At 65.7% G+C, this 20,676-nt stretch carries 18 protein-coding genes; 16 read left to right on the forward strand and 2 right to left on the reverse strand.

Translation table 11 applies throughout. The features are described from left to right. The first annotated feature begins 4 nt into the window (after positions 1–4). The 6 genes from B6S44_RS14530 to B6S44_RS14555 are packed head-to-tail and all read left to right on the forward strand — an operon-like array spanning position 5 to position 7,727. The gene (locus B6S44_RS14530; RefSeq protein WP_129157585.1) at positions 5–988 is read left to right on the forward strand and encodes a sugar-binding transcriptional regulator; all 984 of its coding nucleotides are present in this window, start codon (positions 5–7) and stop codon (positions 986–988) included. Beyond that, positions 978–1,973, forward strand: a complete 996-nt coding sequence (locus B6S44_RS14535) for an aldo/keto reductase (protein WP_129157586.1) — start codon at positions 978–980, stop codon at positions 1,971–1,973. Before B6S44_RS14530 ends, B6S44_RS14535 begins: the two co-directional genes overlap by 11 nt. A gap of 19 nt (positions 1,974–1,992) precedes the next feature. Then, complete coding sequence (locus tag B6S44_RS14540; protein WP_129157587.1) at positions 1,993–3,783, forward strand: glycerol-3-phosphate dehydrogenase/oxidase; 1,791 nt, start codon at positions 1,993–1,995, stop codon at positions 3,781–3,783. Beyond that, the gene (locus tag B6S44_RS14545) at positions 3,725–4,570 is read left to right on the forward strand and encodes a class I fructose-bisphosphate aldolase (protein WP_129157588.1); all 846 of its coding nucleotides are present in this window, start codon (positions 3,725–3,727) and stop codon (positions 4,568–4,570) included. The genes B6S44_RS14540 and B6S44_RS14545 overlap by 59 nt, the downstream gene beginning before the upstream one ends. Next, a complete protein-coding gene (locus B6S44_RS14550; protein ID WP_129157589.1) occupies positions 4,567–6,066 on the forward strand; it encodes an FGGY-family carbohydrate kinase in 1,500 nt (499 codons plus the stop codon). The genes B6S44_RS14545 and B6S44_RS14550 overlap by 4 nt, the downstream gene beginning before the upstream one ends. Next, complete coding sequence (locus B6S44_RS14555; protein ID WP_129157590.1) at positions 6,063–7,727, forward strand: GMC family oxidoreductase; 1,665 nt, start codon at positions 6,063–6,065, stop codon at positions 7,725–7,727. Before B6S44_RS14550 ends, B6S44_RS14555 begins: the two co-directional genes overlap by 4 nt. Positions 7,728–7,760: 33 nt before the next feature. Here B6S44_RS14555 and B6S44_RS14560 read toward each other — a convergent pair whose 3' ends face one another. Next, positions 7,761–8,669 (reverse strand): LysR family transcriptional regulator, encoded by a 909-nt coding sequence (locus B6S44_RS14560; protein WP_129157591.1) that lies wholly within the window; start codon positions 8,667–8,669, stop codon positions 7,761–7,763. 117 nt (positions 8,670–8,786) lie between these two features. Here B6S44_RS14560 and B6S44_RS14565 point away from each other — a divergent pair, with 117 nt between their 5' ends. From B6S44_RS14565 to B6S44_RS14610, 10 genes are all read left to right on the forward strand, one after another. Further along, entirely contained in the window at positions 8,787–10,220 is a 1,434-nt protein-coding gene (locus B6S44_RS14565; protein ID WP_129157592.1) for an NAD-dependent succinate-semialdehyde dehydrogenase, read from the forward strand. A gap of 26 nt (positions 10,221–10,246) precedes the next feature. After that, positions 10,247–11,227 (forward strand): dihydrodipicolinate synthase family protein, encoded by a 981-nt coding sequence (locus B6S44_RS14570; protein WP_129157593.1) that lies wholly within the window; start codon positions 10,247–10,249, stop codon positions 11,225–11,227. Positions 11,228–11,259: 32 nt separating this feature from the next. Then, on the forward strand, positions 11,260–11,811 hold the full coding sequence (locus B6S44_RS14575; RefSeq protein WP_066471523.1) for a 3-hydroxyanthranilate 3,4-dioxygenase: 552 nt from the start codon (positions 11,260–11,262) through the stop codon (positions 11,809–11,811). A gap of 152 nt (positions 11,812–11,963) precedes the next feature. Further along, the gene (locus B6S44_RS14580; protein ID WP_248309594.1) at positions 11,964–13,103 is read left to right on the forward strand and encodes an ABC transporter substrate-binding protein; all 1,140 of its coding nucleotides are present in this window, start codon (positions 11,964–11,966) and stop codon (positions 13,101–13,103) included. A 219-nt stretch (positions 13,104–13,322) separates the two neighbouring features. Continuing rightward, positions 13,323–14,237, forward strand: a complete 915-nt coding sequence (locus B6S44_RS14585) for a branched-chain amino acid ABC transporter permease (protein WP_129157595.1) — start codon at positions 13,323–13,325, stop codon at positions 14,235–14,237. Continuing rightward, entirely contained in the window at positions 14,230–15,252 is a 1,023-nt protein-coding gene (locus tag B6S44_RS14590) for a branched-chain amino acid ABC transporter permease (protein ID WP_129157596.1), read from the forward strand. The genes B6S44_RS14585 and B6S44_RS14590 overlap by 8 nt, the downstream gene beginning before the upstream one ends. After that, positions 15,249–16,001: an ABC transporter ATP-binding protein gene (locus B6S44_RS14595; RefSeq protein ID WP_129157597.1), complete on the forward strand. Its 753-nt coding sequence runs from the start codon at positions 15,249–15,251 to the stop codon at positions 15,999–16,001. Before B6S44_RS14590 ends, B6S44_RS14595 begins: the two co-directional genes overlap by 4 nt. Continuing rightward, positions 16,001–16,702 (forward strand): ABC transporter ATP-binding protein, encoded by a 702-nt coding sequence (locus B6S44_RS14600; protein WP_129157598.1) that lies wholly within the window; start codon positions 16,001–16,003, stop codon positions 16,700–16,702. The genes B6S44_RS14595 and B6S44_RS14600 overlap by 1 nt, the downstream gene beginning before the upstream one ends. After that, complete coding sequence (locus tag B6S44_RS14605; protein WP_129157599.1) at positions 16,689–17,813, forward strand: alpha/beta hydrolase; 1,125 nt, start codon at positions 16,689–16,691, stop codon at positions 17,811–17,813. The genes B6S44_RS14600 and B6S44_RS14605 overlap by 14 nt, the downstream gene beginning before the upstream one ends. Before the next feature lie 11 nt (positions 17,814–17,824). Next, positions 17,825–18,634, forward strand: coding sequence for an aspartate dehydrogenase (locus B6S44_RS14610; RefSeq protein ID WP_129157600.1), 810 nt, complete (start codon positions 17,825–17,827; stop codon positions 18,632–18,634). 142 nt (positions 18,635–18,776) lie between these two features. On the opposite strand, the gene B6S44_RS14615 is transcribed toward B6S44_RS14610, so the two are convergent. Next, a complete protein-coding gene (locus tag B6S44_RS14615; RefSeq protein ID WP_129157601.1) occupies positions 18,777–20,648 on the reverse strand; it encodes a hypothetical protein in 1,872 nt (623 codons plus the stop codon). Positions 20,649–20,676: the final 28 nt, after the last annotated feature.

The raw sequence follows: 20,676 nt of genomic DNA on the forward strand, positions 1-20,676 counted from the left end.
CGTCATGGCCTCCCATTCCAACGACGATTTCGAGCGGCTGCGGAAAATCCACCGCGTGCTGGTGATGCATTATGTCGAGGGCCTGAGCCAGGCCGAGATTGCCAAGCGCACCGGCCTCTCGCACCCGACCGTCAACCGGCTGGTCAAAGAGGGGCACGAGCGCGGCTATGTGCAGATCTCCGTGCGCTCGCCCCTGCAATCGCTGTTCTCGCTCGAGGAGGCGCTCGCGGCGGCCGGCGCACTGAAGGAGGCGATCGTCACGCCCACGGTCTCCGATCAGGAAGAGGTCAACCTGACCACGGTGGGCCGGGCGGCGGCCGACTACCTCCTGTCGAACCTCAGGGATGGCGATACGATCTGCGTTTCCGGCGGGCGCGGCGTCGATGCGATGATCCAGGCGCTGGCTCCGAACCGGGCCTATGACGTCACCGTCGTCCCGGCGACCGGCGGCATCCAGGGCGAATATTTCACCGATGTGAACCATCTGGCGGCGCAGCTCGCCCACAAGCTCCAGGGCAAGGCTTTCCAGATTCATGCCCCGGTCTTTGCCGCCTCGCGCGAGGAGCGCGGCGTATTGCTCTCATTGCAGTCGGTGCGCGAGGTGCTGGCCCGGGCCCGTGATGCGGCGATCGCGGTGACCGGCATCGGCTCGGTGCTGGCCGATCGCTCGACCTATCTCAGCCTGCGCGCGGCGAACCCCGGCACCGAGAGCGAATTGTCGCGGCTGGGCGCAGCCGGCGAGCTCGTCGCGCATCTGCTCGATCGCCGCGGCCGGCTCTGCGACTACCCGCTCAATGAGCGCGTGATCGGCCTGACGCTGGACGAACTCAAGGCGATCCCGCTGGCGATCGGCGTCTGCGCCGGCGCCCGCAAGGCGGTGCCAACGGCCAGTGCCCTGCGCGGCGGCTTCCTTGACGTGCTGGCGACCGACGAGGCCACCGGCAACGAAATCCTCGATGTGCTGAAGGATGAATCCCATGGGAATTAGCCAGCAACTGCGCCCGATGGGCACAAGCACGGTGAGCGCGAGCACGGTCGGCCTCGGCACCTGGGCCATGGGCGGCTGGATGTGGGGCGGCACCGACGAGGCCAAGGCGGTCGAGGCGATCCGCGCCTCGCTTGATGCCGGCGTCAGCCTGATCGACACCGCGCCGGCCTACGGCCTCGGCAAATCCGAGGAGATCGTCGGTGAGGCCATTGCCGGCCGCCGTTCCGAGGTGGTTCTTGCGACGAAATGCGGTCTCGTCTGGCACACCGACAAGGGCAACCATTTCTTCGACGAGCACGGTAAGCGCGTCCATCGCCATCTCGGGCGCGACTCGATCCTGCATGAAGTCGAGCAGAGCCTGCGCCGTCTGCGCACCGACTATATCGACCTCTACATCACCCATTGGCAGGACCCGACGACGCCTGTGGCCGAGACCATGCGCACGCTGCTGGAGCTGAAGCAGCAGGGCACGATCCGGGCGATCGGGGTGAGCAATGTCAGCCCTGACGAGCTGAAGGCCTATCTCGCCATCGGCCCGGTCGATGCCGTCCAGGAGCGCTACAACATGCTCGATCGCGAGATCGAGACGACGCTGCTGCCGATCTGCCAGACGCACAACGCCGCGACGCTGAGCTATTCCTCGCTGGCGCTCGGCCTGCTCTCCGGCAAGATCGGGCCGGACCGGGTCTTCTCCGGCGACGATTTGCGCAAGGACGATCCGCGCTTTTCACCGGAGAGCCTGAAGCGAATCGCGGCCTTCCTCGCCGAAATCCGTCCGATCGCCGAGGCCAATGACGCCACGCTCGCGCAACTGGTGATCGCCTGGACCATTGCGCAGCCGGGCATCACCTATGCGCTCTGTGGAGCCCGCGACCGGACGCAAGCCGCCGAGAACGCCGGCGCCGGCAGGATCGCGCTCGCGAGCGAAGAACTGCGCCGCATCGGCGAGGCGATCGCGCGGCATCTTGGCAAGGCTGCGGGCTGAGCGAGCGCCAGAGACCATCATGGCCCAGGATCGTGCAGAGCGTATCAGCGCCTTGCGTCGCAAGGGGCGCGCGCAGGTGCTTGTCATCGGCGGCGGCATCAACGGCATCAGCACCTTCCGCGAGCTTGCGCTGAACGGCGTCGATGTCGTGCTGGTCGAGCGCGGCGACTTCATGAGCGGTGCGAGCTCCGCGCCCTCGCGGATGATCCATGGCGGCCTGCGCTATATGGAGAACGGCGAGTTCGCGCTGGTCAGGGAATCGCTGCGCGAGCGCAACCTGCTCCTGGCCAATGCGCCGCATCTCGTCAGCCCGCTGCCGACGCTGATCCCGGTCATGGACCGCCTTTCCGGCGTGGTTGCCGCGGCCCGCCGCTTCCTCGGCGGGGAGGCCGGAGCCGGGGCGCGGGGAGCCCTGATCATCAAGCTCGGGCTCTGCCTCTATGATCTCTATGCCGGCCGCGACAGCGGCATGCCGCGTCACACATTCTTCGGCGGCCGCGAGACGCGGCGACGCTGGCCGGCACTGCGCTCCGACATCGTTGGCAGCGCGCTCTATTACGACGCAAGGATCAGCCATCCCGAGCGGCTCGGCATCGAGCTCATCCTCGACAGCGAGCAGGCCGCCCCCGAGGCGCTGGCGCTCAACCATCTCGGCTTCGTCGGGCTGGAGTCGGGTGGCGCCGTGCTCGAAGACAGCCTGACCGGCGAGCGCTTCACGCTCGACGCCGAGATCATCGTCAACGCAACCGGTGCCTGGATCGACCTGACCAATGCCGGGCTGGCCGGGCAGGCGCCACGCCTGATCGGCGGTACCAAGGGCTCGCATCTCGTCATCGCCAACCGCCAGCTCTTCGATGCGATCGGCGAGACCATGATCTATTTCGCCAATCGCGAAGGCCGGGTCTGCATCCTGTTCCGCCATCTCGGCCAGGTGCTGGCGGGCTCGACCGATATCAGCGTCGAGACGCCGGACGGGGTGCGCTGCGAGCCTGACGAAGCCGCCTATATCCTGGCCTCGATCGCCGAGGTCTTCCCGGACATCCCGATCGCACCGGACGAGCTGATTTACCGCTTCTCCGGCGTGCGACCATTGCCGCGCAGTGATCGCAGCCTCAATTCCAGCATCTCGCGCGACCATAGCTGCGAATGGCTCGATCCGGGCGCCGGTGCGGCCCGGCCAGTGCTCAACCTGGTCGGTGGCAAATGGACGACCTTTCGCGCCTTCGGCGCCGCAGCCGCGGACATGGTCCTCGCTAGGCTGAGGCGTCCGCGCCAGGTGGCGACCGAACACAGTGCAATCGGCGGCGGCCGCGGCTACCCCGCGATCGAACGGCGTCAGGCCTGGGTGGAGCGCGTCGCGGGCGCGGCGGGATTGGCTCGCGAGGCGGCCGAGCGGCTGCTGGTGCGCTATGGCACCCGGATCGATGAACTCGGCTACAGGCTGGCCGCACGCGGTGACGAAGCCCTGATCTCGCTGCCGGCCCATGGCCGTGGCGAGATCGCCTGGATCATCGACAATGAATGGCCTGAGACGCTGGCCGACCTCGTCCTGCGCCGCCTGACCATCGCCTTCACCGGCGAGCTCTCGCATGCCGCCGTGATCGAACTGTCTGGGATCATGGCAGCTGCTCGTGGCTGGGATGAGCGCTGGCGGCTGGTCGAATGCGCTGCCCTCTTCTCCGAACTCAACACCAATCACGGCGTCAGCGAAGCGATGCTTCGCCGGCGCGATGCCGATCAAGGGAACAGCGATGTACGATTCGAAAAAGGTCCGAATGAACCGGCTGTTCCACAACGGCAGGTGTCTTGACGTCGCGATCGACCACGGCGTCTGCAACGAGCCGTCCTTTCTCGGCGGGCTCGAGGATATCGGCGGGATCGTCGATGTGCTGGCGCAGGCCGGGCCGGACGCGATCCAGATGAATTACGGCCAGGCCGACCTGCTGCAGGGACGGCCCGGCAAGGACAAGCCGGCGCTGGTGATGCGCATCGACATGGGCAATCCCTATAATGCACTGCGCCATCGCGAGATGTGGGCGGTGCTGCAGAACGCGCATGACCCGGTGGTGCCGGCCTTGAAGCTCGACGCCGCCTGCGTCGTGGTCAACCTGTTCATGCTGCCGGACGAGCCGGCGCTGTTCCGGCAATGCGTTGAGAACATCGCCCGCGTCCGACAGGATTGCGAGCGCTACGGCATGCCGCTGATGATCGAGCCCCTGGTGATGCAGCCGAACAGCGCCCGCGGCGGCTATCTCGTCGATGGCGATGCCGAGAAGATCGTCACGCTAGTGCGCCTCGCCCGCGAGATGGGCGCCGACATCATCAAGGCCGATCCGACCACCGATCCGGCCGATTTCGGCCGCGTCGTCGAGGCGGCGCGCTGCCCGGTCCTGGTTCGAGGCGGCGGCAAGGCCGATCTCCGCCAGGTCTTCGCCAATTCCCATGCGCTGATGCGGCAGGGCGCGCATGGTATGGTCTATGGCCGCAACATCTATCAGCATGCCTCGCCGAGCCGGGTGGTCAGGGCGCTGATGGCGATGATCCATGACGGGGCCGACGACGAGGCCGCCTGGCGGATCTATGAGGAGCGCGGATGAGCGAGCTGCTTCTCGGCCTCGATGCCGGCAACACCGTCGTCAAGGCGGTGCTGTTCGATCGAAGCGGCAAGGTGGTCGGCAAGGCGGCGCGCGATGGCCGCTCGAGCAAGCCGGAGCCGGGCCATGTCGAGCGCGAGATCGGCGAGCTCTGGGACAATGCCGGCGCGGTGATCGCCGCCTGCCTGCGCGATGCCGGGGCCAACGGCAATGATGTCGCGGCCGTCGGCACTGCCGGTCATGGCAACGGGCTCTATCTGCTCGACAAGCAAGGCGGGCCGCTGCTCGGCATCCAGTCGCTCGACACGCGCGCTGCCGGGCTCGCAGAGGAGTGGCGGGCCGATGGTACCGCTGCCGCGCTCTATCCGCTCTGCCTGCAAAAGCCCTGGCCCTCGCAGACGGCGACGCTGCTCGTCTGGGTCAAGCGCAATCGGCCGGACATCTATGAGCGGGCTGGCACCGCCTTCCTGTGCAAGGATGCGCTGACCTTCATGCTCACCGGCGAGCGTGTAAGCGACTATTCCGACATGAGCGGCTGCGGGCTGATGCGCCTGCCTCAGCGCGACTACGACGCTGAGCTGCTTGAGCGCTATGGGCTTGCCGACGCGAAAGAGCTGCTGCCGCCGCTGGTGCAATCCGACGCGGTCGCCGGGACTGTGACGGAGGCGGCGGCACGGCGCACCGGCCTCGCTATCGGCACGCCGGTCGCGGCCGGCTTCTTCGACATCATCGCCAGCGCTATCGGCGCCGGGACGGCCGAGCCGGGACAGGCCGCCATCGTCGTCGGGACCTGGGGCATCAACCAGATCATCCTCGACAAGCCGCTGGTCGACGAGCGCATCTTCCATGCCTGCACCTGGCGACCGGACCGTTATGTCGCAGTCGAGTCGAGCGCGACCTCGGCGGTCAATCTCGAATGGTTCGTGCACGAGATCCTCGGCGACCACGGGCCTGAAGCCTTCGCACGCTGCAACGAGCTCGTCGCCTCGGTGACAGCAGGCGCCGACAGCCCGCTGTTCCACCCCTTCCTCTACGGCTCCGGGCCTGAGCCCATGGCTCGTGCCGCCTTCCTCGGCCTTGCCGGCTGGCATGGCCGGGCCGAGATGCTGCATGCGCTCTATGAGGGCGTCGTCTTCGAGCACCGCCGTCATATCGATCGTTTGCGCGCCAACGGGGTCAGCTTCGACCGGGCGGTCCTCTCCGGTGGTGGCTCGCGCAGCACGGCCTGGTGCCAGATGTTCGCCGACGGCATCGGCGTGCCCATCACAGTCGCCGAATGCGAGGAGACAGGCGCGCTTGGCGCCGCCATCGCCGCCGGCGTGGCAGCCGGCCTGTTCCGGGATATCGAGGCCGGCGTCGCGCAGATGGTTCGCAGCAAGCGAAGCTTCGTGCCGATCTGCCAAGACCGGACCTTGAGCGATGCGCGCTACCGGCTCTACGCCGATCTTGCTACGACTCTGGCAGCACAGTGGCAGCGTTATCGATCGGAGGTCGCGTGAGCGCCCGTCGCCATCTCGGATCCTGGGACTATGTCATCGTCGGCGCCGGGTCGGCGGGCTGCGTGCTCGCCAATCGCCTCAGCGCCGATCCGACCAAGCGCGTGCTGCTGCTCGAAGCCGGCGGTTCCGACAACTATCACTGGATCCACATCCCGGTCGGCTATCTCTATTGCATGGGCAATCCCCGGACCGACTGGGGCTACAAGACAGCAGAGGAGAATGGCCTCAACGGCCGCTCACTGGCCTATCCGCGCGGCAAGGTGCTCGGCGGCTGCTCCTCGATCAACGGCATGATCTACATGCGCGGCCAGGCCGCCGACTATGATGGCTGGCGCCAGCTCGGCAACCCCGGCTGGGGCTGGGACGAGGTGCTGCCGCTGTTCCGCAAGTCTGAGCGGCACCACGGCCTGGGCGAGCCGTTCCATGGCCGGGATGGCGAGCTGCATGTCGAGCGCCAGCGGCTGTCCTGGCCGATCCTCGACGCTGTGCGCGAGGCGGCCGAGGAGATCGGCGTGCCGAAGACCGACGATTTCAATGCCGGCGACAATTTCGGCTCGTCCTATTTCGAGGTCAATCAGAAGGCCGGCTTCCGCTTCAATGCAGTGCGCGCCTTCCTCAGCCCGGTGCGTGGCCGCAGCAACCTGACCGTGCTGACCAAGGCACAAGCCGAGCGCATCCTTTTCACCGGCAAGCGCGCGACCGGGCTCGAACTGCGCCTCAATGGCGAACCCGTCCAGGTCGATGCGGCCGGCGAGCTGATCCTGTCGGCGGGGGCTATCGGCACGCCGCAATTGCTCCAGCTGTCGGGTGTCGGTCCTGGCTTGCTCCTGTCGCAGCATGGCATCACCGTCCGGCACGAGCTGGCAGGGGTCGGCGAGAACCTGCAGGACCATCTCCAGATCCGTACCGTCTTCAAGATCACGGGCGCGAGGACCTTGAACGAGCGGCAGGCGAGCCTCTTCGGCAAGATGGGCATTGCGCTCGAATATGCGCTGCGCCGTTCCGGGCCGATGGCGATGGCGCCGAGCCAGCTCGGCATCTTCATGCGCTCGGATGAACGCTTCGCCACGCCGAACATCGAGTTCCACGTCCAGCCGCTCTCGCTGGAGCGGTTCGGCCAGCCGCTCGACGCCTTTCCGGCGATCACAGTCTCGGTCTGCAATCTCCGGCCGGATTCGCGCGGCCATGTCCGGATCGCCTCGAAGGATCCGCTGGCGCATCCGAGCATCGCGCCGAATTATCTCTCGGCCGAGAGCGATCGCGAGGTCGCAGCCGCCTCGATCACGGCCGCACGCCGGCTGATGCAGACGCAGCGGATGCGCGCGTTCCAGCCGGAGGAGCTCAAGCCCGGCGCCGGCATCCAGGATCCTGCGGCGTTGGCGCAAGCGGCGGGCGACATCGCGACGACGATCTTCCACCCGGTCGGGACCGCCAAGATGGGCACCGACGCGATGGCGGTGGTCGATCCGGAGTTGCGCGTGCACGGCCTCGAGGGCCTGCGTGTCGTCGACTGCTCGATCATGCCGACGATCGTTTCCGGCAACACCCATGCGCCTGCGGTGATGATCGCCGAGAAGGCGGCGCAGCTTATTGTAGCCGCGGCCGCGGCTATTCCAGCCGGGCGCTCGTCGGGTGCCGGCCTTTCGCTGGCGGGCGCTTAGCTTCGCTAGGGTCGGGGGTGTCGCCGACCCGGCTCAATCGACATCAGCTGGCGTGAGGCGCTGGACGTAGCGCCGCAGCAGCGTTTCGAACGTCGCGAGCGCGGGCGTTACCGAGCGGCCGCTGGGCCGGATCATGACGATGTCGCGCGCGATCGTCGGATTGGACAGTGGCCGGGCGATGACCCTGCGATGCGGCGCTGCCGCACGCGCATAGGTCGGCAGGACGGCGACGCCGAGGCGGGCCTCGACCAGCGCGAGCGCCGTCGTGATCTGCGAGACCTCATAGGCCGGCGTCAGCGGCATTCCGACCGTCTCAAAGGCGACCTCGACCAGGAGGCGGATGCCGCTGTCGCGCGTCAGCGTGATCAGCGGCTCGCCTTGCAGCTCGCGCCAGTCGACCGTCGCCGTGGCGAAGCGGCTGCTGGGGCTGCAGAACAGCATCAGGCTGTCGCGCGCCATCGGGATGCGCTCGATGCCGTCCTCCACGGCTGCGAAGGTTCCCAGACCGCAATCGGCCCGGCCGATCCGGACGGCCTCGACGATCGTGTCCGTGCGTGCGTCGATCAGGGCGATCTGGATGCCGGGATAGCGCTCGCGCATCTCCGCGATCGCCTCGGGCAGGATCGCAGCGGCGAGAAGCGGCGGGGCGGCCACGGTGATCCGGCCGCGCCTGCGTTCGGCGAGGTCGTTGGCGTTCTGGATGGCGAGGTCGAGATCGTGGACGATCTTGGCCGATGCGCCCTGGAACTCCCGCCCGCCCTCCGTCAGCTCGACCCGGCGCGTCGTGCGATCGAAGAGACGGACCCCGAGTGCGTGCTCCAGCTCGCGCACCAATTGCGACAGCGCCGGCTGCGCCATGTGCAGCCGCTCCGCCGCCTTGGTGAAGGTGCCCAGCTCGGCAACGGCGAGGAAGGCCTGGATCTGTCGCAGCGTGACCGCCATGAGCGATTTATAATCAGATTATCTGAATTAAGACAAATAAGCTGAATTCCATATGGCTGTGGCCGGAGCGATCATGCCTCGACATCGCGCCGAGCGCCGCTCCGATCGAGGCTTTTCATGACCGCCTACCCAGACCTCAAGCTCTATATCGGCGGAGCCTGGCGCAAGACCTCCGATAGCCTACCGGTGCTCAACCCGGCCGATGAGAATGTGATCGGGGCCGTCCCCGTCGCGAGCCGCGCCGATCTCGACGATGCGCTGGCGGCAGCCAGGGACGGCTTCAGGGTCTGGAGCCGGACCTCGCCGCGCGCCCGTGGCGAGATCATGCTCAAGGCGGCGGCGCTGATGCGCGCCCGCATCGACGAGATTGCCCATGCGATCACGCTCGAGCACGGCAAGCCCTTCGCCCAGGCGCAGCTCGAGGTGATCCGCGGCTGTGAGTTCTTCGAATGGGACGCGGCTGAGGGCCAGCGCACCTATGGCCGGGTCATCCCGAGCGAGCCCGGTATCAAATATGTCGTGATGCACCAGCCGATCGGCATGGTCGCGGCGTTCTCGCCCTGGAATTTCCCGATGAGCCAGCCGGCGCGCAAGATCGCCGGTGCGCTCGCCGCGGGTTGCTCGATCATCCTCAAGGCCGCCGAAGAGACTCCGGCGGGCGCGATGCACATCGCCCGCGCCTTGCATGATGCCGGCCTGCCGCCTGGCGTCTTCAACCTGGTCTTCGGCATTCCGGCCGACATCTCCTCATACCTGATCCCGCAGGAGCAGACCCGGCTGATCGCCTTCACCGGCTCGACGGCGGTCGGCAAGCACCTGACCCGGATCGCCGCCGACCATATGAAACCGGTGCTGATGGAGCTCGGCGGCCATGCCCCGGTGATCGTCTGCGACGATGTCGACCCGGTGGCGGCGGCCACGGCCTCGGCGATCCGCAAGTCGCGCAATACCGGCCAGGTCTGCACCTCGCCGACACGCTTCTTCGTGCAGAAGCCGATCTACGAGGCCTTCGCCAGGACCTTCGCCGAGAAGGCGCGCTCCGTGGTGGTCGGCAACGGTCTCGACAGCGCAACGCAGATGGGCCCGCTCGCCAATCATCGCCGCATCGAGGCGATGGAGACGCTGGTCGCCGACGCCAAAACCAAGGGCGCGCGGGTGCTGGCCGGAGGCGAGCGCATCGGCAATCGTGGCTATTTCTTCCCGGTCACTGTGCTGGCCGATGTGCCGGACGAGGCCCGTGCCATGCGCGAGGAGCCGTTCGGGCCGCTCGCTTTGATCAGCCCGGTCTCCTCGCTCGACGAGGCGATCGAGAAGGCGAATTCACTGCCCTTCGGCCTCGCCGCCTATGCCTTCACCCATTCGGCAGGCAATGCCGACCGCATCGCGGACGGGATCGAGGCCGGCAATGTCTCGATCAACACGCTCGAGGCCTCGGTCGCCGAGACGCCCTTCGGCGGTGTCAAGGATAGCGGCTATGGCCGCGAGGGCGGCGCCGAGGGGCTGGCGCATTACACGGTCATCAAGAACGTCTCGCACCGCATGGCGATCTAGCCGGCGAACGAGGAGGAGCCAGTCGCATGAACTACGCCAGGAAAGACGCCAAGGCTTACGCCCGCGCCAACATGAAGGGCATCTGGGCTGCGGCGCTGACGCCCTTCACCCGGTCGCTCGCCATCGACGAGGATGGCTTCCGCGAGAACATCAGGCACTGGACCGAGGACCTGAAGATCGACGGCCTGTTCATCGCCGGCAAGCAGGGCGAGTTCTTCGCGATGTCGGTCGAGGAGCGCAAGCGCAGCTTCGAGATCGCTGTCGAGGCCTCGGCAGGCAGAGGCCAGACGATCATGTCCTGCTCCGACCAGAACATGGATGTCGTCATCGATCTCGCCAGGCACGCGCAGAAGGTCGGCGCCGATTACATCGTCGTGCACGCGCCGCTGCTGCATTTCTTCAAGGCGCAGGACGAGACGCTCTACGAGTACTATCGGACGATCGCCGAAAAGGTCGATATCGGCATCGCGCTCTGGAGCCATCCGGACTCCGGCTATCTGATGAGCCCGCAGCTCTGCAATCGCCTCGCCGACATCGAGAACGTCGTCGCGATCAAGTACAGCGTGCCGCGCGCCATGTATGCCGAGCTGACCCGACTCGCTGGCGACCGCATCTTGGTCAGCACCGCCTCGGAGGAGGAATGGCTCGACAACATCGTCGAGCTCGGCTGGCAGGTCTATCTCTGCTCCTCGCCTCCCTATCTGATCCAAACGGCGAACGATCGGCGCATGCGCGAGTACACCGATCTCGCCTTTGCCGGCGAGATCGCGAAGGCCCATGCGGTGCGCGATAGCCTGAACCCGGTGCGCGAGGCGCTGCGCACGACGCGGCCGGCCGAGAAGCCGCATGCGCATCAGAAATACTGGCAGGAACTGCTTGGCCAGGTCGGCGGGCGCGTGCGGGCGCCCCTGCTCGAGCTGATGGAAACCGAGAAGGCGGCGACACGTGCCGCCTTCGAGAGCTGTGGCTTGAAGCTTGCCGGAGCACCTCTGGCCAAGGCTGGTTGAGACGCGGGCGTTGAACGACGGGAGAGACGGACATGGCGACCGAAGGACGGCTAAAGGCCTTCAACTTCAAGAAGTGGATCGAGGAGAACGAGCACCTGCTGAAGCCGCCGGTCGGCAACAAGAAGGTGTTCGACGACGGCCAGATGACCGTGATGGTGGTCGGCGGTCCGAACCAGCGTGCCGACTACCATGACGACCCGGTGGAGGAGTTCTTCTACCAGCTCAAGGGCGACATGATGCTCAAGCTGGTCGACAACGGGAAGCATTACGACGTGACGATCCGCGAGGGCGACGTCTTCCTGCTGCCGCCGCATGTGCGCCACTCGCCGCAGCGCCCGCAGGAGGGCTCGATCGGGCTCGTGGTCGAGCCGGCGCGCCATGCCGACCAGGTCGATGGCTTCGAATGGTATTGCTTCGAGTGCAACGGCCTGGTGCATCGCATCGAGCTCAAGGTTGGGGATCTCGTGAAGGATCTGCCGCCGCTCTACGAAGCCTTCTTCGCCGACGAGAAGGCGCGCACCTGCAAGCAGTGTGGCGCCCTCCATCCCGGCAGGAAGCCGCCGGCGGGTTGGGTTGCGCTCTGAGCGACGGCGGAGGCGCCGGCTCGTCCGGCGCCTTGACGCGCTTGCGCAGAGATCCAAAATTGCTTTAAGCTTAAAATAATTTCTGACAATCCGACGCAAATGATCGGAGGAGGGGAACCATGCAGCACCGTAAATCAGTATGCTTGGGAGTGATGCTGGCCGCTGCCGTCGCCTTGCCGGCGCTCGCTCAGCAAGCGCCGGTCAAGATCGGCATGGTCACGACGCTGTCGGGACCGGGCGGCTATCTCGGCCAGGACATTCGCGACGCGTTCAAGCTGGCCATCGACATGAATGGTGGCAAGCTCGGCGGCGCGCCGGTCGAGCTCGTGGTCGAGGACGATGCGTTGAAGCCCGGCCAGGGCAAGCAGATCGCCGAGAAGATGCTGAAGACCGACGGCATCAAGATCATGACTGGAATCGTCTTCTCGAACGTCGCCGGCGCGACCGTGCCCGATATCGTCGACGCCGGTGCGCTCTATATCAGTCCGAACGCGGCGCCGTCGAACTTTGCCGGCAAGGAGTGCAACGAGAACTACTTCGTCGTCTCCTGGCAGAATGACAGCCTGCACGAGAGCGCCGGCCAGCACGCCACCAATCTCGGCTATAAGAAGGCCTTCATCCTCGCCCCGAACTACCAGGCCGGCAAGGACGCGCTCTCCGGCTTCAAGCGCCTGTTCAAGGGTGAGATCGCCGGCGAGGTCTATACCAGGCTCGACCAGACCGATTTTGCGCCGGAAATGGCGCAGATCCGCTCGGCCAATCCGGACGTGGTCTTCCAGTTCCATCCCGGCGGGCTCGGCATCGCCTTCCTGCGTCAGTACCAGCAGGCCGGCCTGCTCGGCAAAATCCCGATGGTGCTGGCCGAGCCTTCGCTCGATGCGACCACGCTCAAGGCCGTCGGCGAGGCCGCGCTCGGCCTCAGTGTCACCGCGCACTGGAACACCGACTTCGACAACGCCTCGAACAAGGCCTTCGTCGAAGCCTTCACCAAGGCCTACAACCGCGTGCCGACCTATTACGCCAGCCAGGGCTACGACACCGCGCTCGCCATCGCCTCGGCGCTGAAGGCGACCGGCGGCAAGGCCGATGTGCCGGCGCTGCGCAAGGCGCTGGCCAAGGCCGATTTCCAGTCGGTGCGCGGCGCCTTCAAGTTCGGCACCAACCAGCACCCGATCCAGGACTGGTACGCGCTCAAGGTCGAGAAGGGCGCCGACGGGACGCCGGTGCTGAAGACATCAGGCAAGGTGCTGAGCAATCACGGCGATGCCTACGCCAAGGATTGCAAGCTCTGAGCCGGCGCGTCTTGCGTACTGACCACGACAAATAGGGCGCGGGGAACCCCTCTCCTGTAAGGAGAGGGGCAGGGGTGAGGTGTTCGGGAGAGACATCATGAGCCTGAACCCAGCCACCCCCCTCGCGTCACTGGTGCGACGGCCTACACCTCACCCTGCCCTCTCCTTACAGGAGAGGGTTCCCCGCGCCCTTGTCGGGGCGGTCCGGTTCCCGCAACCATGACGCTCATTCTCGAACAATTGCTCAACGGCCTGCAGTTCGGCGTGATGCTGTTCCTGCTCGCGGCCGGGCTGACGCTGATCTTCGGCATCATGGGCGTGATCAACCTCGCCCATGGCTCGCTCTACATGGTCGGCGCCTATGCCGCCGCCTTCGCCGCGGCGCAGACCGGCTCGGTCATCATCGCCATCCTGGCCGGCCTTGCGGCCGCCGCCGTGGTCGGCATGGCGATGGAGCTCTTCGTGCTGCGCCGGCTTTATGCCCGTGACCATCTCGACCAGGTGCTGGCAACCTTCGCGCTCATCCTGATCTTCAACCAGAGCGTGACGATCCTGTTCGGACGCCAGCCGCTCTTCGTCTCGGTGCCGCCGGCGCTCAATGGCTCGGTCGAACTGCTGCCCGGGCTGATCTATCCGGTCTACCGGCTGATCATCATCACTGTGGGCCTCGCGGTCGCGCTAGGGCTCTACTTGCTGATCAACCGCACCCGCATCGGTATGCTGGTCAGGGCCGGCGCGACGCATCGCGAGATGGTCCGGGCGCTCGGCGTCGATATCCGCCTGCTCTACACCGCCGTCTTCGGGCTCGGCGCTCTGCTAGCGGGCCTCGCTGGGCTGATGGCCGGGCCGATTCTGGCCGTGCAGGTCGGCATGGGCGAACAGATCCTGATCATGACCTTCGTCGTGGTAGTGATCGGCGGCGTCGGCTCGATCCGCGGCGCCTTCTTCGGCGCGCTGCTCGTCGGCCTCGTCGATACGTCCTTACGTGCCTTCCTGCCCGGCCTATTGCGCCAGGTCATGGCCGGCTCGGAGGCCGATGCGCTCGGCGCCGGCCTCGCCTCGATGGGGATCTACATGCTGATGGCCGTGGTGCTGCTGGTGCGGCCCAAGGGACTTTTCCCCGCTAATGTCTGAGGACGCCATCATCAACACGGCCCCTGCCGGCCCAAGCACCAGCCGCGCCTTGGCGCTGCTCGCACTGGCCCTCGCCCTCGTCGCCTTGCCCTTCCTCGTCCAGGCGCTCGGCCAGCCCGCGCTGGTGCCACTGGCGACGCGCGTGCTGATCTATGCGATCGCCGCTGCCAGCTTGAATCTGGCGCTCGGCTTCGGCGGCATGGTCTCGTTCGGACACGCTGCCTTCTTCGGCGTCGGCGGCTATGTCGTCGGCATCCTCTATCGCAATTACGTCGACGATAGCCTCTTCCTCGGCCTGATCCCGGGCACAAGCCAACTCCTCGTCACGCTGCCCGCGGCGATCCTGGTCGGCGGGCTGCTCGCCTTGCTGATCGGCGCGCTGTGCCTGCGCACCAGCGGCGTGCAGTTCATCATGATCACGCTCGCCTTCGCGCAGATGCTGTTCTTCCTGTTCGTCTCGCTGAAAGCCTATGGCGGCGATGACGGCATGACGATCCGCCGCCGCAACGAGCTCTTCGGCCTCAACACCCGCGACGACATCACCTTCTACTTCATCTGCCTAGCCGTCGCGGCGCTGGTCTTCCTGGCGCTCTGGCGCATCATCGGCTCGCGTTTCGGCATGGTGCTGGCCGGCATCCGCCAGAACGAGCGGCGCATGGCGGCGATCGGCATCGCGCCCTATCGCTACAAGCTCGCCGCCTTCGTCATCTCCGGCATGGGCACCGGCCTCGCCGGCGCGCTGATGGCGAATTATCTGCGCTTCGTCAGCCCGGACATGCTGCATTGGACCAAGTCGGGCGAACTGATGATCATGGTCATCCTCGGCGGCGTCGGCACCTTGCTCGGCCCGCTCTTCGGCGCTGCCGCCCTCGTCATCCTCGAGACGGTGCTGACCTCCTGGACCGAGCATTGGCAGCTCATCCTCGGCCCGATCCTGCTGCTGGTGGTCCTGTTCACGCAGGGTGGGCTCAACGGGCTGTTCAACCGGCTCGGCATTGGGAGGAGCGAGCGATGAGCCAGCCGCTCCTCTGCGTCCGCGGCCTGCGCAAGCGCTTCGGTGGCCTCATCGCCACCGACAGCGTCGATCTCGACGTGGTCGAAGGCGAGATCCACGCGCTGATCGGCCCCAACGGCGCCGGCAAGACCACGCTGCTGACCCAGCTCTTCGGCGAACTCTCTCACGACGCCGGCGAGATCAGGCTGGAGGGTGAGCCGATCGATACGCTGGCGACGCCGCAGCGCGTCCGCCGTGGCCTCGCCCGCACCTTCCAGATCAACCAGCTCCTGCCCGACTTCACCATGCTCGACAATGTCGCGCTTGCGGTGCAGGCGCGGCAGGGGCACAGCTTCCGCTTCTTCGCCGATGCCCGCCGCGACAAGAGCCTGCGCCAGCGCGCCCGCGAGCATCTCACCGCCGCCGGCCTCGCTCACCGGGCCGAGGTCAAGGTCGCCGATCTCTCCCATGGCGAGCAGAAGCAGCTCGAATTCGCCATCGCGCTCGCCTGCGAGCCGCGCCTGCTGCTGCTCGACGAGCCGATGGCGGGTCTCGGCCACGCCGAGAGCGAGCAGATGGTCACGATGCTTCTGGGGTTGAAGGGCCGCGTCACCATGCTGCTGGTCGAGCACGACATGGATGCGGTCTTCGCACTCGCCGACCGGATCTCGGTGCTGGTTTATGGCCGCATCATAGCGACCGGGACGGCGGAGGAGATCCGCGACAACCAGGACGTTCGCATCGCCTATCTCGGCGAGGGAGACGCCTGATGCTGAGCGTGCGCAATCTGCAATCGGCCTATGGCGCCAGTCAGGTCCTGTTCGATGTCGGCCTCGACATCGCCGAGGGCGAGGTCGTGACCCTGCTCGGCCGCAACGGCATGGGCAAGACCACGACGGTGCGCTCGATCATGGGGCTGCTGGCGCCCAAGGGCGGCGAGATCAGCTTCGACGGCCGCCCGCTCCAGGGCAATACGCCGGAGGCAATCGCCCGCTGCGGTATCGGCCTGGTGCCGGAAGGCCGGCAGGTCTTTCCGACGCTCAGCGTGCGCGAGAACCTCGTCGCCACCGCCGCCAACCGGCTCGGGCGCGCTTCGCCCTGGACGCTGGAACGGGTTTACGCTCTCTTTCCGCGCCTTCAGGAACGCGCCGGCCAGTCCGCTCGCACGCTCTCGGGCGGCGAGCAGCAGATGCTGGCGGTTGGCCGGGCGTTGATGACCAATCCCAAGCTCCTCATCCTCGACGAGGCGACGGAAGGGCTGGCGCCGGTGATCCGCGCCGAGATCTGGCGCTGCCTTGAAGCGCTCAAGGCGCAGGGACAGTCGATCCTGCTGATCGACAAGAACATCGCGGTGCTCAAGCGCCTCGCCGACCGCCATTACATCATCGAGAAGGGGCGCACGGTCTGGTCCGGCTCCAGCGCCGAGCTCGCAGCCCAGGCGGAGATGGTGCATCGCTATGTCGGCGTCTGAGAACGGGATCGGGGAGGTCGTCGCGCATAGCGTCGCGAGCGATCCCATCGAGGCCTTGCGCGACACATTGAGCGAGATCCTCGCCGGCCTGATCGCGGCCGGTTGCGGCCCACATCATCTCACCGGCATGGACTGGGAGGCCTCCGATCCTGCCGATTTCCACTTCTCGCGTCATGCGGTCGAGCTGGCCTATCGCGAGGTCTTCGCAGGCTTCCGTCCGCTGATCCGGCTGCGCCCCGGAGTAGGCCCCGGCCTGACGATCCGCGCCCGTTTCGGTCCGCCGCAGCCGCTGCCGGACATCATGATCGAGGGCTACACGCTGCGCGAACTCGCCCGCCAGTACAGCCCGCGCCTTCAGGCCGATATGCCGGCGTTGTTCCGGCAATGGAGCCGCGACGGCGCGGCTTTTCGCACCGGCCATGCCGGGCTCGACCTGGCCTATGGCCCGGGCCGCTTCGAGACGCTCGATCTCTATCGCCCGGCCGGTGTGAAGCGCGCTCCGATCTTCGTCTTCATCCATGGCGGCTACTGGCAGGCCTCCGACAAAGTCCAGCACGCGCAGTTCTCGCAGGGGCTGCTCGAGGCCGGTTTTGCGGTGGCCCAGCCGAATTACGGGCTGGCGCCGGATACTCCTCTCGAAGCGAGCATCACCCAGACCGTCGCGGCGCTGAACTTCCTCGTTCGCGAAGCCGATGCGCTCGACCTCGATCCGGTGCAGTTGCACGTCAGCGGCCATTCTGCCGGCGGCCATTTGGCGGCGATGGCGCTGTGCGATCCGGCGGCTCCGCCCGTGGCGTCGGCGCTGCTGCTCTCCGGCCTCTATGATCTAAAACCGCTGGGGCATCTGCCGATCGGGCGGTTGCTCGGCCTCGACGATGTCGAGCGCGCCGCGCGCCTCAGCCCGCTCGGGCGGCCACGCCCGAGCAATACGCGCCTCGCCTTCGCCGTCGGCGAGGGCGAGAGCGAGGCGTTCAAGCGGCAATCGACAATGCAGGCCGCGGCTTGGCGGGCGCCAGAGCCACTGATCTGCCCGGGGCACCATTTCAGCATGCTCGACGGGTTGAATGGCAGCGCACTGCTCGATCTGGCGCTGGCGACGGCGGGGAGCTGATGACGAACCGCATGCGCAAGCCACTCCGGATCGCGCTCATAGGCTGGGGGGCGATCAGCAGGCGTGTCGCGGAACTACTGTCGAGCGCGCAGGACGCTCGGCACGTCGCCATCGTTGCTGTCGGCGCCCGCTCTGGTACGCGCGCCCAGGATATCCCTGTTGGCGCGGTCCTTATCACCGATCCGGCACAGCTCGCCGGGCTCGACCTCGATCTCGTGGTGGAGGCAGCCGGTCGGGACGCGGTCTCAGCCTGGGGCGAAGTTGCCCTGCGTTCAGCGCCGGCTTTCGCGATCGCATCGGCCAGCGCGCTGACCGATGCCGCACTGCTCGAGCGCCTCCTGGCGACGGCCGAGGCCAACGGCAGCCAGCTCATTCTCCCTCCCGGCGCGCTCGCCGGGGTCGACGCCATCGCGGCCGCATCGGCACTGCCGCTCGACGAGGTCGTCCACAGCATCGTCAAGCCGCCCGCGGCCTGGCGTGGCACGCCGGCGGAGGAGATGCTCGCGCTCGACGCGTTGACCGCGCCCGTCACCTTCTTCACCGGCTCGGCGCGCGAGGCGGCCATCCGCTTTCCTCAGAATGCCAATGTCGCGGTGATCTCGGCGCTTGCCGGCATCGGCCTCGACAGAACCCGAATCGAGCTCGTCGCCGATCCCGGCATCGCCGCGAACTGCCATCGCCTGAGCGTCTCCGGCGCCTTCGGTCGTCTCGATGTGACGATCGAGAACAGGCCGCTGGCCGGCAACCCGAAATCCTCGGAGATGGCGGCGCTCAGTCTCGTCAGGATGATCAGAAACAAGGTCGCCTTGCTTTCTCGATAGATCACCCTAGGGCTCCCGGCGCATCTTAGCCGAGCCTGAAGAGCCATTCGTTGACGCGTCGATTGTCTCGGCTCAGCGCTCGCGGGCCTCGGGAGAGTCCAACGCGTCTTTCGGCCAATTTTGAAGTGGGACGTAACAGAGCTTATTCGCGCGCTTCTGATTTGTTGCTGCTGCCTGGTTGGGCCAAGGCGGCCTTCGCCTCGGTGCACGCCTGCGAGGCCTCTTCAACCGAGCGAGTCGGACGCATCAGATATTGAGTCCGTGCTTCGGTAAAGTTGCTGAGCGGATCAGGGCTGGAGAACGAGCCGGCAATGGAGAAATCCCGAGATTGATCCGCCCCGAAAACGGACGTGATCGTTGCAGGAAAACGGAAGGGACCTTCGGGCTCGATCAGGAGCCAGGCACGCGCGAGCTCCGGGCAGGCGACCCCTCTCAACACCTGGGTCGCCACGCGATTGCTGCCAGGCATCCCGGGGAAGTTCCCGATCAACCACGGCTGCCCGGTCGAACTCGCGCCCATGACATGCAGCGTTCCGGGCGAACGCCCGGTCAGGTCAATCACTGGCGTGCCCGCCTGAAAACCAGCTTGATCCACTGTTTTTCTTACAGCCTCGATGAATACCCCCGTGCTCGGGGCGACCCGCAGCGCGCCGCCGCGATCCCCGAGATCGACGAGATAGTCCGCTTTGCGCAAGGGACCGGGCTGATAATACGGCTTCTCGACGCCGAATAGGATCTGGCCTGCGGTGATGAACTGGGCGCCAAACGCAAAAGGTAGCAACAAGGCCATTGCGTTTGCCGGGGCAGGGCCTACTCGAATAAAGGTAACTCCGGATAGTACCCAAAAAAATCCCGAAAGACCGGCCATAAACCAATAATTATTTGCTGATCCAAATATAAATGCAAACGGCAATGACCCAATAAGGAGTGCTTTTGCGATCTTGCCTTCAATTTTTGGGTTAGATCGGTCGAATCTATTATAAACTAAAGCGAACAATCCCGCCGAGAGGCCAATTGAAGCCAGGAATAATTGCTGCCATAGGCCATAATCGTATGGGCCGCCCAATAGTCCAAAAACAAGCGACATTGCGAGGACGGCGCATATGATACTGCTGGCATATGAAATTGCTCGAAGCGCCCCGTTTCCTGAACTGACCAGGGATGCTGAGATGATCAGCGCCAAGCAGCCGAAGGTGAGCGCCCGGAGAGCTTCCCAATTGAAAGGTAGTGGATCTATTCTGACTATAGCTGAGAGCGTATGGCCCATTCCATAAGCGCCAGCCTTTTCAAGCCCGACCGAAAACCTTTCTACAAAGCCGAACAGGGAACCGTCGAGTAGCAGAGCGGCTGTCACAAGGAGGCTGCAAAAGAGCAGGGCCACCACGGCGACAAGCCCAACGCTTAATTTCCTGGTTACAACAAGATACACAAGCGAGAGCAATCCCGCGATTGCAGCCGTTGTTGGCTTTGCCATGAATGCCAGCCAGCCTCCAAACGCAATCAACGTCCAGCCGACCGCGCTGGTGCGGCCAAACGTTCTTTGCGATATCAGCAGTCCAATGGCCGTCACCATCAAGGCTTGAAGAGCAAGCCAATTATAGCTGGGCGTTGGCAGCCACAGGCGGAGTATGGCGAGAGATGTCGTGCCCAGCGCCGCGGCAACGATCAGGCGCGGCAGCCGCTCCCTCGCCTGGCTTTGCAGGGGGGCGGCTAATGCGAGCCATGCGAGAGTCGATGCTAAGGCGAATGTAATTAATATATTCAATTGCCTCAGCGTCGAAATACTATGCCCCGAGATTTCATATAATATGTAGTAAACAAGTCCGAATTGCGAAAGGTTGTTTTTGTACTTAAGTGGTTCTGCGATAGTTGCTAGATAATACCCCTCATCAATTAAATCTATGCCTTTGGCAGCATTGAGCAGAGTCGCTCCCAGTATTGCTATCGAACAAACAGCTGAGGCAACTAGCGTAATTCGGCTCAAGGCGAAGCGCTTCAAAGAAATATTGTTCATCCATGCGATCCGATCAGGAACTGCCGTA

Source organism: Allobosea sp. Tri-44 (assembly GCF_004123845.1).
In the GTDB taxonomy this organism is placed as follows: domain Bacteria; phylum Pseudomonadota; class Alphaproteobacteria; order Rhizobiales; family Beijerinckiaceae; genus Allobosea.